We start from the raw sequence: 14,299 nt of genomic DNA, 5'->3' as shown, positions 1-14,299 counted from the left end.
TGCACCTCTCTTTAAAGATTAATAAATTCCTTGATGAGTCTCTTTATTTAATTTTGTTAAAATGATATCCGTCAAACGCTGGCATTGCGGCAGAGCATAACCAGAAATCGTGCCAAGCATAAAGCTAATCACAATCGTTCCCCAATATACCGGACCGCCTATGAGCCAGCCGGAAATTAACGCAAGGATCTCCATGGCATTTCGGACATACCCGATCTTCCAGCCTGTTTTCGAAGTTACCGCCAGCATTAGGCTGTCCCGGGGTCCTGCCCCCAGCTGGGCCGAAATATAGATCCCCATCCCATAGGCGCTGAGGATTAAGCCGGTGGCAAACATCAATATTTTTCCAATAAGAAAAGATGGAGTTTGCATAAAAGGCAACAGCATATACATATCGATAAACAAACCAACGAGAATCATATTAAGAAATGCACCAAATTGTGGTATTGATTTGGAAATAAGGGCTGAAAGCGTTAAAATAAAAAGACCTGCGATAATATTCCAGGTTCCAATTGTTAAACCAAATTGCAAAAATAATCCTACATGCAGTACATCCCAAGGTGATGGTCCAAGATCCGCGATAATGAGGAAAACAATTCCTAAAGACATAATTAATAAACCGATAAGGTAAATCATAAACCGCGGACCAATTTGACCTTTTCTTTTTTGCATCAATATTTCCAACCTTATTTTATAAAATAAAAAGCCGATAATCCGTAGTATTTAAATAGACTTTTACAATTATATCACAAATTCTATAAATAAGGCACCGTTTTAAAGGAAAGCCGAAGCCGTTAGCTCCTTAGCGATATTCATGTCTATTGCTGCTTTTTAAATTGCTGCAGTTTATGATAAATCGCCGCCATTCTTTTTTCTTCCCCCGCGTCCAGCGGATGATAATATTCGGTCCCTTTTAAATTAGAAGGTAAATAATCCTGATTCACCCAGCCGCCAAAGGTACCGAGCGGAAAATCATGCGGGTACTGATAACCAGTATGACCAAGCTCCTTCGCCCCTGCATAGTGGGCATCGCGCAAATGTTTTGGAATTTCTCCTACTTTCCCCTTGCGTATCCCGTCAATCGCCTCATCTAATGCTTTATAGGCTGAATTGGATTTCGAAGATAAGCACATTTCCACCACGGCCGCTGCAAGCGGGATCCTTGCTTCAGGCAGACCAAGACGTTCACTAGCCATGGCCGCCGCCAGTACATGACTTCCGACAGCAGGATTGGCAAGACCAATGTCTTCAAAAGCAATAACCAGCAAACGGCGGTTAACGGAAACTAAATCGCCGCTCTCTAACAGGTGGGCTAAATAATATAGGGCGGCGTTGACATCACTGCCGCGGATGCTTTTCTGCAGGCTTGATAATAAATTATAATAATGCGAGCCCTTCTTATCCCCATACACACCGACTTTAGTAATCATCCCTGCAATCGTCTCATTCTCTATGATAAATGTTTCATTTTCCTGATCGGAAGCGTACACAATCGATTCAAGCATGGTAAGGGCTTTGCGGGCATCGCCGTTCGCTCCTTCGGCGATCATCTCAATCTGCTTGTCACTTATTTGGATCGCGTGTTTTCCAAGACCCTTTTTCTCATCTTTTATCGCTCTTTGAATTACTTCTGCAATATCCGCACTTGTCAGCCGTGTCAGCTGCAGAATTTGTCCGCAGCGGCTGCGAATGGCCGGATTCACATCATGGAATGGATTTTCTGTGGTTGCTCCAATTAATACAATGGTTCCATTCTCTACATGCGGGAGAAGATAATCCTGCTGTGCCTTATTAAAACGGTGGATCTCATCTAAAAACAGGATCAACTTACCAGTCAGGCGTGCTTCCTGGACAACCTCCTCAACATCTTTTTTCCCTGATGTTGTAGCATTTAAGGCAATAAAGGGGATTTTTGTTGTACCTGCAATGGCATGTGCCAAGGATGTCTTTCCAATTCCCGGTTCGCCGTATAACAGCATCGACGGGACATAGCCATTTTTGATCATTTTATAAAGGGAAGTATTCTTTCCAATAATATCCTTTTGACCGGCAACCTCATCAATCGATTCCGGCCGCATGCGATACGCCAGTGGTTCTCCATTCAATCCGATAACCCCCATTTAACTTCTTTACCAATTATATCGTAAAGTCCAATCCCATTAAAGCTAGCTGACCGATTAGAAATGCCGCAATGAAGCGATAAAACAGAAGGAGAGTTATCCGAAAAAGTGCAAAAAAGACGCTGGATTTAAGCGTCTTTTACATCTTTAACCGTTTGGATTTTAATATCGCTTAGTAACTGCCTTACCACATAGCTAGCCATGATCAGTCCGGCCACGGAAGGGACAAAGGCATTGGAGGAAGGAGGCATTTGTGCCTTGCGGATTTCTGCGTCATCTTTTCCAACCACCTTGCGCACATCTTCACGGATGACAATCGGACTTTCATCTGAAAAAACAACCGGAATGCCTTTCTTTATTCCCTCTTTTCTTAAACGGGTGCGAATCACTTTAGCGATTGGATCGGTATGGGTTTTTGAAATATCGGCAATTTGGAAGCGAGTTGGGTCCATTTTATTGGCCGCTCCCATGCTTGAAATCAGCGGAATTTTTCTTGCTAGACATTCTTTCATCAAATGAATTTTATATGAAATTGTATCAGAAGCATCGACAACAAAATCCAATTGATGAGAGAAAATCTCCTCATATGTTTCTTCTGTATAAAACATCTTCAACGCAATAACTTCACAATCCGGATTAATATCAGCGATTCTTTCCTTCATTAATTCTACCTTTGGTCTGCCAACCGTCGAAAGCAAAGCGATAATCTGACGGTTCACATTGGTAATATCGACATCATCCTTATCAATCAGAACCAGTTTGCCGACACCCGAACGTGCCAGCGCCTCAGCAGAAAAAGTACCAACTCCGCCAATACCCAAAATGGCCACGGTGCTGTTTTTTAACTTTTCCAAGCCTTCTTTTCCTATCGCTAATTCGTTTCGTGAAAATTGATGTAACATAAAACCAACTCTCCCCTAATATCCTACTTATCTTATATATTTTCCTGATAATTAATATATCATACCTCAGGTGAATTCGAAATTCATATTTCAGCAAGAGTCATGAAAAAAAACCATGCGATAATCGCATGGTTTTTAATACTTAAATTATGTATTGAGAGAGTCCCAATTGTGCCGTAGTTAGATTCCCTCGTTTTGATCCTGCTCTCAGCAGGTGGGTATTCTGTCCCGATTGTTGTAAGTCCTCGTGGAAAGGCATTTACGCCAAACGGTCACTCCGAATTCCCAAGGGTAAAATGTTAGGTCAAAATTTCAGGTTACCCAACGAACACTTCAGGACTCTCTTAAAGCTTGTCTTTATGATAGCATAATTCTAACATTCATTCAATAAAATCACTTGTGAATCTTCTGTTCACTTTTTGATATTTGTTGAAAGATGCAGTTCAATTAATTGCGCGGTACTTACTTCACTAGGCGCATCTGTAAGCAAATCGCTGGCGCTCGCCGTTTTCGGGAATGCGATTGTATCACGCAGATTTGTTCTTCCTGCCAGCAGCATGACAAATCGGTCAAGACCCAGGGCAATTCCGCCGTGCGGAGGAGTACCGTAATCAAAGGCATCTAATAGGAAGCCGAATTGACTGATTGCTTCTTCCTCTGTAAAACCTAATGCTTTAAACATTTTGTTTTGTACATCTCTTTCATAAATACGCAGAGAGCCTCCGCCAAGCTCGTAGCCGTTTAAGACAATATCATACGCTTGAGCACGTACTTTTTCCGGTTCTGTTTCAAGAAGAGGAACGTCTTCGCGTACAGGCATTGTAAATGGATGGTGGGCCGCAGAGAAACGGCGTGCATCTTCATCATACTCCAAGAGCGGCCAATCTGTAACCCAAAGGAAATTGAATTTACTTTCATCAATTAAGCCCATATCTTTTCCAATTTTTAAACGTAATGCTCCTAATGCATCGGCAACAATTTTCTTCTTATCGGCAACAAAAAGAATCAGGTCATCTTTTTCTACACCCAAAACTGTATTCAATGCTGCAAGCTCTTCTTCACTAAAGAATTTCACAATTGGCCCTTTTAAGCCGTCATCTTCGGCTTTTAACCACGCAAGTCCTTTCGCGCCATAACGAGCTGCAAATTCAGTCAGACCGTCAATATCTTTACGTGAGTATTGAACCGCGCCGCCTTTGACATTAAGTGCTTTAACCTGTCCGCCTTTTGCCACGGCACCGGCAAATACTTTAAAACTGGAGTTTTGGAATACTTCGGAAAGATCATTTAATTTCAGTTCAAATCTCGTATCCGGTTTATCTGAACCATAGCTTCCCATTGCTTCATCATACGAAATACGAGGGAATGGAGCCGGAATATCGAGACCTTTTACTTCCTTCATAATTCTTACGATCATCTTTTCAGTGAGCGTTTGGATTTCCTCAGCACTTAAAAAGCTTGTTTCCACATCCAGCTGGGTAAACTCAGGCTGGCGGTCTGCGCGCAAATCCTCATCACGGAAGCAGCGGGCAATTTGATAATAACGTTCCACACCGCTGACCATCAATAATTGCTTGAATATTTGCGGAGACTGTGGCAGCGCATAAAATTCACCTGGATGCACACGGCTTGGCACTAAATAGTCACGGGCACCTTCCGGAGTACTTTTCGTTAAAATAGGTGTTTCGATATCAAGGAAGCCTTCCCCATCAAGATAATCGCGCATCACTTTTGTTACTTGATGGCGCATTTTCAACGTATTAAACATCGCCGGTCTTCTTAAATCGAGGTAACGATATTTCAAACGTACATCTTCTGAAACCTCTACATCATCTTCAATCATAAATGGCGGTGTTTTTGATTCGTTAATCACCGTCATTCTATCAACCTGCACCTCAATCGTTCCTGTTGATAGATTTGGATTGTAGGTTTCTTCAGCACGGGCAATAACCGTACCTTCTACTTCAACAACATATTCACTGCGGACTCTTTCCGCAACTTCTAATGCAGCTTTATTCACTTCAGGATTAAACACAACCTGTACAATTCCAGTTCGGTCACGTAAATGGATAAAAATTAAACCGCCAAGATCGCGGCGTCGTTGCACCCATCCTTTTAAAATTACTTTCTCACCTATTGCATTTGCAGGTACTTCTCCGCAAAAATATGTTCTTCCTTGCATGGATACTTCCTCCTATTGGTTCAGTTCTTGAAATTTTTCAACAAAGCTTTCTAAATCAATCTGTTTCTGTTCCCCAGATTCCATGTGCTTCACATTGATCACTTTATTATTCAATTCTTCATCGCCTAAAATTGCGACATATTTCGCATTTAAGCGGTCAGCTGCCTTCATTTGCGCTTTAATTTTGCGTTCTAAATAATCGCGCTCCGCAGAAAAACCAGCTAGACGAAGTTTTTGTAAAAGGACGACGGTATAATCCTTTGCATCTTCTCCTAAAGAAACAAGATAGCAATCGATGCCTTTGTTTACCGGAAGTTCAATCCCCTCGGCATTTAAAGCAGCAATGAAACGTTCAATACTAAAGGCAAAGCCTATTCCCGGCGTTTCGGGTCCGCCAATTTCCTCGGTAAGACCATTATAACGGCCTCCGCCGCACAACGTCGTAATCGCGCCGAAGCCCTCTGCATCACTCATAATTTCAAATGCTGTATGATTGTAATAATCCAGTCCTCTTACGAGATTTGGATCGACCGTAAAGGGAATATGTAAATCCGTTAAATATTTTTGCACCTTCGCAAAATATTCTTTGGATTCAGCGTTTAAATAGTCAATGATCGACGGAGCCGATTTCATTAGTTCATGGTCTCTGTCCTGTTTACAGTCTAAAATCCGCATCGGATTCTTTTGCAGGCGGCTTTGACAGTCTTTACAGAACTCACCAATTCTTGGTGTGAAGTGCTCCATTAGTGCAGCGCGATGAGCAGCACGGCTTTCTTTATCACCAAGACTGTTGATAATAAGCTTCAATTTCTTCAAGCCCATACTGTGATAAATGGACATCGCGAGGGAAATAACTTCGGCATCAATCGCCGGGTCTTTGCTGCCTAATGCCTCTACACCGAATTGGACAAATTGGCGGAAACGGCCTGCCTGCGGGCGTTCATAGCGGAACATCGGTCCCATATAAAACAGCTTGACCGGTTGATTGGGACTGCCATACATTTTATGTTCAACAAACGAACGGACCGTTGATGCTGTTCCTTCCGGGCGTAATGTCAGGCTGCGGTCCCCGCGATCCGTAAAGGTATACATTTCTTTTTGCACAATATCAGTTGTGTCTCCTACTCCTCTAGTAAACAATTCCGTATGTTCAAAAATTGGAGTTCGAATTTCGTTATATTGAAATTTTCCACAAAGCTCACGGGCTTTGTTTTCAATATATTGCCACTTTTCTACTTCGCCAGGCAAGATATCCTGGGTTCCTCTTGGTATTTGAATAGACATATAGGTCACTCCTTTCCTTCTATCAGCTCACCTTTATCCTTAAGGCATAACGGAATATGCCCGAAACAATTGGTCTAGAGCAAAAGATAATCAAGTAAAAGTTTTTTCCTTTATAAAGAAGCATACGCAGCAGAAATCTATGAAAGCAAAATAAAAAAGCCCCCGCCGCTTGTATTCATCTGTAATACAAGGGACGAGAGCCTGATTCCCGTGGTGCCACCCTAATTGAAACAATAAATCATTGATCATTTATCATTTCCACTTTTCCAGTTAACGCCTGTACACGTTCCGCCCCTAATAGAGCCATCAAGCATGGATCCTCGTTCAGGGAGAAGCCTTCGAAGTGTTCTTCATTAAGTCATCATGCAGAATCGCTTTCAGCCTACGGCGGTTCTTCTCTATCCATGTGAGATTTAATTACTTTTCTTCATCATCAGCTATTGAATATTTCATTTTCATTTTATCTCTATAATATTACGAAGCTTCCTAACAAATGTCAATAGTGTACAGCTAATTTCGTTCCATTTGCTTCTTCATTTTTCTTACTTCATTGGTAGAAATGCCAAATTCCGAAGCTAATTCCGTGAGACAAGCATTTTGATCTTTTTGGATAAAATCATGAAAATCCATGCCATATAATTGATTTTCACCGGCATGAACAGCCATCCCTTTATTGTTTAACCGCATGTATTGCCCTCCGTTTCATTTAACGGTTATTTTGTTATTTCATCTTCCATAGTTAGTTTTCCCAGATTCCGTAAAAATTTTCATGCGCCGTTTATTTATTCAATTACTTCGAATCTATCTATTCCGATATTCAAGCAGGAAAAGGTCCGTATTGAAGCGAAATATATGACAGACCTGCCTTTGACTTCTGAACTCACGAATGATGATAAAGGGGGATTTGGTCTTGAAGACAAAGTCTGCCATGAAGTGGCTTTTCTGCATTGTTTTCTTACTTCCATGGATAACACCCGAAACGAAAGCAAAGGAACCTGAAAGTACTGTTACAGTAGAAACTGATGATTTAAATGTCAGAAGCGGTCCGGGAATGCACCATGATATCGTCACTACATTAGCAAAAGGGAAGAAGTATCCATTTATTCAACGAGAAAAGGATTGGATTCAAATTCAACTGCCAGATGAAAAAAAAGGCTGGGTTGCCGATTTCCTCGTCACCGTCAATCCAGCTGATGATGGATCCGAAAAAAAATTTACCCATACAACACTGAGTATTTTACATAACGGGACGAATATTAGACAAAGTCCGAGTACTCAGGCGATGATTGTGGAACGGTCCAATGAAGGCGATACGTACGAAGCCGTCCAATTAAAAGATAGCTGGTATCAAATCAAGCTGTCTAATGGGGAAAGCGGTTATGTCGCCAGCTGGATTGTTTCTGAAATAAGCGCTGATTCAAGGACAAAAAAAGAACAGCAAGACAGCAGAGTTTCATTAAAAAATAAAACGATTGTCATAGACCCCGGTCATGGAGGAGAAGATGGGGGGACAGTCGGGAAATACGGCACATTAGAAAAAAGGCTGACTCTCGAAACAGCCAAACAATTAAGCCGTAAATTAGAGGAAGCCGGGGCAAATGTGATTTTAACAAGGAACGGCGATCTCTATCTCCCCTTAACATCAAGAGTCGAAACAGGGTACTACAGAAATGCTGATGCCTTTATCAGCATCCATTATGACAACTCTAAGGATAAAAGTGTCCGCGGCTTAACAACCTACTTTTATCATTCATGGCAAAAAGAACTGGCGGTTGAGCTTCATTCAGCTGCAGTGGATCAAACAAAACAGGAAAACCGCGGAGTCCGTTTCGGCGACTACTACGTCATCCGGGAAAATAATAAAAAAGCCGTGTTAATTGAACTTGGTTACTTAAGCAACCCAGCCGAAGAACTGCTGGTTCGTTCCGATGAATACCAGAAATCCGCCGCAACCGGGATTTACGAAGGTTTAGGGCGCTACTTTAATGAATAGAAAAAAGAGAGCAGACCCATTTAAGTCGGTCAGCTCTCTTTTTTTCAACTCTCCAATAGTAATGTTACCGGTCCGTCATTAATCAATTGAACATCCATCATCGCACCAAATTCTCCCGTTTCCACTTGAACCCCTTTCAAGCGCAGGAGTTCATTAAAGCGTTGATAAAGTTCCAAGGCATAATCGGGCTTTGCTGCGGCCATAAAATTCGGACGACGTCCTTTGCGGCAGTCTCCGTACAAAGTAAACTGAGATACGGAAAGAATACTGCCGCCAACATCTAAGAGTGACAAATTCATCTTGTCGTGCTCATCTTCAAAGATGCGGAGATTAACCACTTTGTCGGCAAGAAATACAGCATCCTCTTCTGTATCATCATGGGTAATCCCGACAAGCAGGACAAGCCCTTTGGCAATACTCCCGACTAGTCTTTCATTTACTTTAACACTTGCTTCCTTGCTTCTTTGGACAACAATGCGCACACGATCACCTTAATTCATAATTCTTCGCACCGCATACAAATCAGGGATTTGTTTAATACGGTCTACTACCTTTTGTAAATGGCTGACATTTAAGATCGAAATCGACATCGTAATCGTCACCATCTTATTGCGGTCTGTCTTCCCTGACACAGCTGAAATATCCGTTTTTGTCTCATTGACTGCCTGAAGTACCTCATTTAGCAGACCTCTTCTGTCGAAACCGGTTATTTCAATTTCCACATTATATTCTTTGCGATCATTCAAGCCGGATTCCCACTCTACCGGGATCAGTCTATCCTTTGCATCATCTGCGACAATGTTTGGGCAGTCTTTTCTGTGCACAGAGACACCACGGCCTTTTGTGATAAAACCAACAATTTCATCCCCTGGTACAGGATTACAGCAGCGGGAGAGACGAATGAGCAAATTCTCAATGCCTTCTACTCTGACCCCGGATTCCCGTTTTTTCTTCGGAGGCAAAGTCTTTAATTCCGATACTGCTTTTGCGACATTTGCTATCTGCTCCTGATCCCGCTTTTTACGCCACTTCTCTGTCAAACGATTTGCCACCTGAAGCGCCGTAATGCCATTATAGCCAACAGCCGCATACATATCTTCTTCGCCGGTAAAATTGAACTTTTCTACGACGCGCTTGACATTATCAGCTGCTAAAATTTCCTTTAAATCAAACTCCATCAAGCGGATCTCTTTTTCAACCGCTTCACGGCCTTTTTCAATATTTTCTTCTCTTCTTTGCTTTTTGAAAAACGCTCGTATTTTATTTTTCGCTTGTGAGGTTTGAGCCAGCTTAATCCAGTCCTGGCTTGGACCGTAAGAATGCTTCGAAGTGAGAATCTCAATGATATCCCCTGTTTTCAATTTGTAATCGAGGGTGACCATCTTTCCATTCACCTTGGCCCCGATTGTTTTGTTGCCGATTTCCGAGTGGATGCGGTAAGCAAAATCAATCGGCACTGAACCGGCAGGAAGTTCAATGACATCCCCTTTTGGGGTAAAGACATAAAGCATGTCAGAGAATAAATCTACTTTCAGCGATTCCATAAATTCCTCGGCATTTGCCGTATCATCCTGGAATTCAAGAATTTCCCGGAACCACGTCAAATTATCCTTAAAGGAGGAACCTTCATTGATCGTTTTTCCTTCTTTGTACGCCCAGTGTGCAGCAATCCCGAACTCAGCTGTGCGGTGCATTTCAAACGTTCGAATCTGGACCTCAAGAGGTTCACCTTTCGGACCAATGACGGTTGTATGCAATGACTGATACATATTAGGCTTTGGCATCGCAATATAGTCCTTGAATCTGCCCGGCATCGGCTTCCAACAGGTATGAATAATCCCTAGTACGGCATAGCAGTCCTTAATCGAATTCACAATGATTCTTATCGCAAGCAAGTCATAAATCTCATTAAATTGCTTATTTTGCAGCGCCATTTTTCGATATATACTGTAAATATGTTTCGGGCGTCCGGAAATATCCGCTTTAATCCCGACATCGTCCATCTGCCCGCGGATTTCCACAACCACATCATCTAAATATTGCAGCCGTTCGGCCCGCTTTTTTTTCATTAAGTTGACAATGCGGTAGTATTGCTGCGGGTTTAAGTATCGTAATGCCGTATCCTCAAGCTCCCATTTTATCTTTGAAATCCCGAGCCTGTTTGCCAGCGGTGCAAAGATTTCCAACGTTTCATTGGAGATTCGTCTTTGCTTTTCAGCCGGGAGATGCTTTAATGTCCGCATATTATGAAGCCTGTCAGCTAATTTAATCATGATGACCCGGATCTCTTTAGCCATAGCGACAAACATTTTACGGTGATTCTCCGCCTGTTGTTCTTCATGTGATTTATATTTAATTTTACCGAGCTTCGTAACGCCATCGACCAGCATTGCCACTTCGTCGCTGAAGGTCTCTTTTAAATCAGCAAGAGTTGCTTCTGTATCTTCAACTACATCGTGGAGAAATCCGGCGGCCACTGTAGGAGGATCCATTTCCAAATCAGCAAGAATTCCTGCCACTTGTATGGGATGGATAATATAGGGTTCACCAGATTTTCTATATTGAAAACGATGAGCATGCAAAGCAAATTCATAAGCCTTTTTAACAAACTCTACATCCTCATCTTTTAAATATGCCCTTGTTCGGTCGATGACTTGTTCGGCGGTTAAAACTTGATCGTTCGCCATAGAATCACCTTTTTATTCAAAATAATCCTTCTTTCATGCTGAATGAAGTTTAAAAGATTGTATTTATTATCGAAAAAAATAGTCAATATGTAAAGCAATAGATTTCATTTTCCAGCAAATAATAAAAATAGAGTAAATACAGCAAAAGAGCGCCCTTTTTTGTAAGCGCTCTTAACCTCTTAAAATGACATTAAGGTTAAAATATTATGACCTTCAAGTTTGCTGCGTCCATCTAATTCAGTTAGTTCAATGAGGAACGCAATTCCCGCTACAACGCCGCCTAACTTTTCCACCAATTGAATTGTAGCTTGAATTGTGCCCCCTGTAGCGAGCAAATCATCTGTAATGAGCACTCTCTGTCCAGGCTGAATGGCATCCTTATGGATCGCCAAAACATCATGACCGTATTCAAGACCATAATTTACTTTAATCGTTTCACGAGGCAGCTTGCCTTCTTTGCGGACGGGTGAAAACCCTAAACCAAGGGCATAGGCCACAGGACAGCCGACAATAAAGCCCCTTGCCTCAGGTCCTACAATCAAATCCACATTCCGTTCACGGGCATACTCTGCAATTTGATTAGTAGCGTATTTAAATGCTTCTCCATTATCCATTAATGGTGTAATATCCTTAAAGCTTATGCCAGGTTTCGGATAATCTTCCACAATTTTAATAAACTTTTTTAAGTCCATTCTTACTTTCTGCCTCCTCTAATTTCACCGCTCCATGAATGACCTGATCAAACCAATTTTTCAATTGCGGATACGATGAAAATAACAATTCCTTTTCCAGTTGAATCTGCGACTGTTTTTTCTGATAGGAAAAGGACTCTGCTAGATCACGTTTAGGTACATTTTTATTTAAAGTAATGAGTCCATTGTTTATTGTAACAAAATCAAGTTCAAAAAACACCTTTGACATAAAATCTACCGTTTCTCTGGTCCAGCCGCGATGCTTTGCCAAATCATTCCCGTATTGCTTCAAGTCAAATGGATTCCTTTTCAGTAATAGGGCATAATACCATTTAAAATGCTCTCTTGTCGGCATAGTCGAGAAAAAGTCGCTTTCTTGTTTATAAAAATGAGCATAGATTCTAGCCGTTTGTTTCCCGGACAGCAGACTGAGCAGCAAATCCTTCTTGTACGGTAAATCAAACAGGACAACATTGCATAAATCAAGGACAGTTTCTTCAGCATATGCAGCGGAGGAAATCCAGATAATTTGCTCATTCGCAATTTTTTTCTGTAATGGAATGACGTTTTCCTGTTGGAAGACAATCCATTTCGTTTGTTCCTGCGGTAGGGTCTCTGACAGTTGCTGAAGATTTCTCGTCCCGCGGCAGTCAAATAACTGCCACTCCTTCACGGACAGATCCTGAACAAAAATTTGCGGCTTTTTTATATTATTCCATTCATTTACAGATAGTTCCCCAATCACCGAAATCTTTGAAGCTGGAGAAATATGATCAGTTAGTTCTCCCAGACCAAAACCAACACCGTCCAGTTTGCTGCCTTCCTGTTCAAATGTGATCTTTAAATGGTTCTTATCTGAACCGATTTTCCTCAGGTTAGCATAATCAACATCATGAATCACAACTTTCGGCTTCGGATTATCCATTCCGTATGGAGCCAATTTATTCATTTCCGCAATCGATTGCAAATGGATATCCGCAAGTCTTACTTCCGTATCAATATTGGTGACTGGAATCAAGTCCTCTTCTTTCAGCTGTTCGTGTGCCAGCTGATTTAACCGAGTGCGTAATTCCTCCACATCACTAATCTGTAATGTCATACCGGCAGCCATTGTATGGCCGCCAAAATGAGGCAGAATATCACGGCAGGTGGACAGGTTTTCAAATAAGTCGAATCCGAGAATGCTTCTTGCCGAACCTTTTGCAAGCCCTTTTTCATTATCATAGCTGAACACAATGGTCGGACGATAATATTTTTCCACAAGCTTCGAAGCAACGATTCCGATCACGCCGGAATTCCAGCCTTCATTCCCGACGATAAGAAAGCGGTTTTCCGCAATGGGGAATTGTTCCTCTACCATTCTCACTGCCTCTTCTGTAATCGCATTGACCAATTCTTTTCGTTCTTTGTTCAATTGTTCAATTTCTTCAGCCATCATTTCAGCCTCAAACGGATCATCAGAAAGCAATAATTGAACAGCCTGATCAGCACTGTCCAGCCTTCCTGCTGCATTAATCCTAGGGGCAATGGAAAAACCGATGGACTCTTCATTCACCGCTGGCTGCTCCACGCTAGCCATTTTAAACAGTGCCTTCAGACCAATATTTTCCGTGTTTTTTAGTTTCTTTAATCCCTTTTGCACAATCAGGCGGTTTTCACCCTTTAGCGGCACTAGGTCAGCAATGGTTCCAATCGCGGCAAACTCAATTAAATGATCAGGCACGCTGCCTAAGAGGGCATGGGCGAATTTAAAGGCGGTTCCTACTCCAGCCAGATGGTGAAAGGGATACGTGCCATTGATAAGCTTAGGATGAATAATAGCTTCCGCCAGAGGCAATTCCGGGCCGGGTTCATGGTGATCCGTGATGATTAAATCGATGCCCAATTCCTTTGCCACAGCTGCTTCATGAAGTGCGGCAATTCCAGTATCAACGGTAATAATGATGCGGAAACCCATCTCATGCGCATGGCGGAAAGCTCCTTCATTCGGTCCGTAGCCTTCAGTAAAACGGTTCGGGATATAAAAATCCACCTGGGCGCCGAGTTCCCTAAGCGTTTTCATCATCACCGTTGTACTCGTTACCCCGTCACAATCATAATCGCCAAAAATCAAAATCGGCTCTTCCTTTTCAATGGCACGGCGAATTCGATTGACTGCACGCTCCATTCCGTCAAAGAGAAATGGATCATGAAACTCCTGCTGCTCGGTATATAAAAAGGCTTTAGCTTCTTCCGGTTCCACTAAGCCTCGATTGACAAGAAGCGATGCCACTAATGGTGTTACTTGTATAGTTTCCGCCAGCCGTTCAATTTGATCTTGTCTGGTTTTTTGCACCATCCAGCGCGTTTTAGATTTTAACATACGTTCACCTCTTTAGATTTCTCATTATACAAAAGTGTTTGTCCAGTTTCAATTTATCTTCCTTCGAGGGACCAATA

The 14,299-nt window shown here is 42.1% G+C and carries 11 protein-coding genes, 1 other RNA gene and 1 other annotated feature; of the genes, 1 reads left to right on the top strand and 11 read right to left on the bottom strand.

The window, feature by feature from the left end:
• Nucleotides 1–18: 18 nt before the first annotated feature.
• The 7 genes from HNR53_RS12480 to HNR53_RS12450 form a co-directional block, all read right to left on the bottom strand.
• Nucleotides 19–675 (bottom strand): YczE/YyaS/YitT family protein, encoded by a 657-nt coding sequence (locus HNR53_RS12480; protein WP_184526414.1) that lies wholly within the window; start codon nucleotides 673–675, stop codon nucleotides 19–21.
• Between the two features lie 143 nt (nucleotides 676–818).
• The gene (locus HNR53_RS12475) at nucleotides 819–2,105 is read right to left on the bottom strand and encodes a replication-associated recombination protein A (protein ID WP_184526413.1); all 1,287 of its coding nucleotides are present in this window, start codon (nucleotides 2,103–2,105) and stop codon (nucleotides 819–821) included.
• Nucleotides 2,106–2,248: 143 nt separating this feature from the next.
• A complete protein-coding gene (locus HNR53_RS12470) occupies nucleotides 2,249–3,022 on the bottom strand; it encodes a tRNA threonylcarbamoyladenosine dehydratase (protein WP_184526411.1) in 774 nt (257 codons plus the stop codon).
• 158 nt (nucleotides 3,023–3,180) lie between these two features.
• A non-coding RNA gene (ssrS, locus tag HNR53_RS12465) (6S RNA) lies at nucleotides 3,181–3,365 on the bottom strand.
• Between the two features lie 69 nt (nucleotides 3,366–3,434).
• The gene (aspS, locus tag HNR53_RS12460; RefSeq protein WP_184526409.1) at nucleotides 3,435–5,204 is read right to left on the bottom strand and encodes an aspartate--tRNA ligase; all 1,770 of its coding nucleotides are present in this window, start codon (nucleotides 5,202–5,204) and stop codon (nucleotides 3,435–3,437) included.
• A 12-nt stretch (nucleotides 5,205–5,216) separates the two neighbouring features.
• On the bottom strand, nucleotides 5,217–6,488 hold the full coding sequence (gene hisS, locus HNR53_RS12455; RefSeq protein ID WP_184526407.1) for a histidine--tRNA ligase: 1,272 nt from the start codon (nucleotides 6,486–6,488) through the stop codon (nucleotides 5,217–5,219).
• A 186-nt stretch (nucleotides 6,489–6,674) separates the two neighbouring features.
• Nucleotides 6,675–6,931 (bottom strand) — a binding site (T-box leader).
• A 67-nt stretch (nucleotides 6,932–6,998) separates the two neighbouring features.
• On the bottom strand, nucleotides 6,999–7,175 hold the full coding sequence (locus tag HNR53_RS12450) for a hypothetical protein (RefSeq protein ID WP_184526405.1): 177 nt from the start codon (nucleotides 7,173–7,175) through the stop codon (nucleotides 6,999–7,001).
• 223 nt (nucleotides 7,176–7,398) lie between these two features.
• Between HNR53_RS12450 and HNR53_RS12445 the strand changes: the two genes are divergently transcribed.
• The gene (locus tag HNR53_RS12445) at nucleotides 7,399–8,481 is read left to right on the top strand and encodes an N-acetylmuramoyl-L-alanine amidase family protein (RefSeq protein WP_184526403.1); all 1,083 of its coding nucleotides are present in this window, start codon (nucleotides 7,399–7,401) and stop codon (nucleotides 8,479–8,481) included.
• 44 nt (nucleotides 8,482–8,525) lie between these two features.
• Here the strand turns inward: HNR53_RS12445 and dtd are convergent, their stop codons facing one another.
• The 4 genes from dtd to recJ all read right to left on the bottom strand — a co-directional run bounded on the left by dtd (nucleotide 8,526) and on the right by recJ (nucleotide 14,222).
• Complete coding sequence (gene dtd, locus HNR53_RS12440; protein ID WP_184526401.1) at nucleotides 8,526–8,963, bottom strand: D-aminoacyl-tRNA deacylase; 438 nt, start codon at nucleotides 8,961–8,963, stop codon at nucleotides 8,526–8,528.
• A 9-nt stretch (nucleotides 8,964–8,972) separates the two neighbouring features.
• Nucleotides 8,973–11,168: a RelA/SpoT family protein gene (locus tag HNR53_RS12435; protein ID WP_184526399.1), complete on the bottom strand. Its 2,196-nt coding sequence runs from the start codon at nucleotides 11,166–11,168 to the stop codon at nucleotides 8,973–8,975.
• Nucleotides 11,169–11,347: 179 nt separating this feature from the next.
• Nucleotides 11,348–11,860 carry an adenine phosphoribosyltransferase gene (locus tag HNR53_RS12430; RefSeq protein ID WP_184526398.1) on the bottom strand — a complete coding sequence of 171 codons (513 nt, stop codon included), beginning with the start codon at nucleotides 11,858–11,860 and terminating at the stop codon, nucleotides 11,348–11,350.
• Nucleotides 11,838–14,222, bottom strand: a complete 2,385-nt coding sequence (gene recJ / locus HNR53_RS12425) for a single-stranded-DNA-specific exonuclease RecJ (RefSeq protein WP_184526396.1) — start codon at nucleotides 14,220–14,222, stop codon at nucleotides 11,838–11,840. The genes HNR53_RS12430 and recJ overlap by 23 nt, the downstream gene beginning before the upstream one ends.
• Nucleotides 14,223–14,299: the final 77 nt, after the last annotated feature.

The sequence above is a fragment of the Bacillus benzoevorans genome (genome assembly GCF_014207535.1).
GTDB lineage: Bacteria > Bacillota > Bacilli > Bacillales > Cytobacillaceae > Bacillus_BD > Bacillus_BD benzoevorans.
This window is presented reverse-complemented; position numbering and strand designations above follow the sequence as displayed.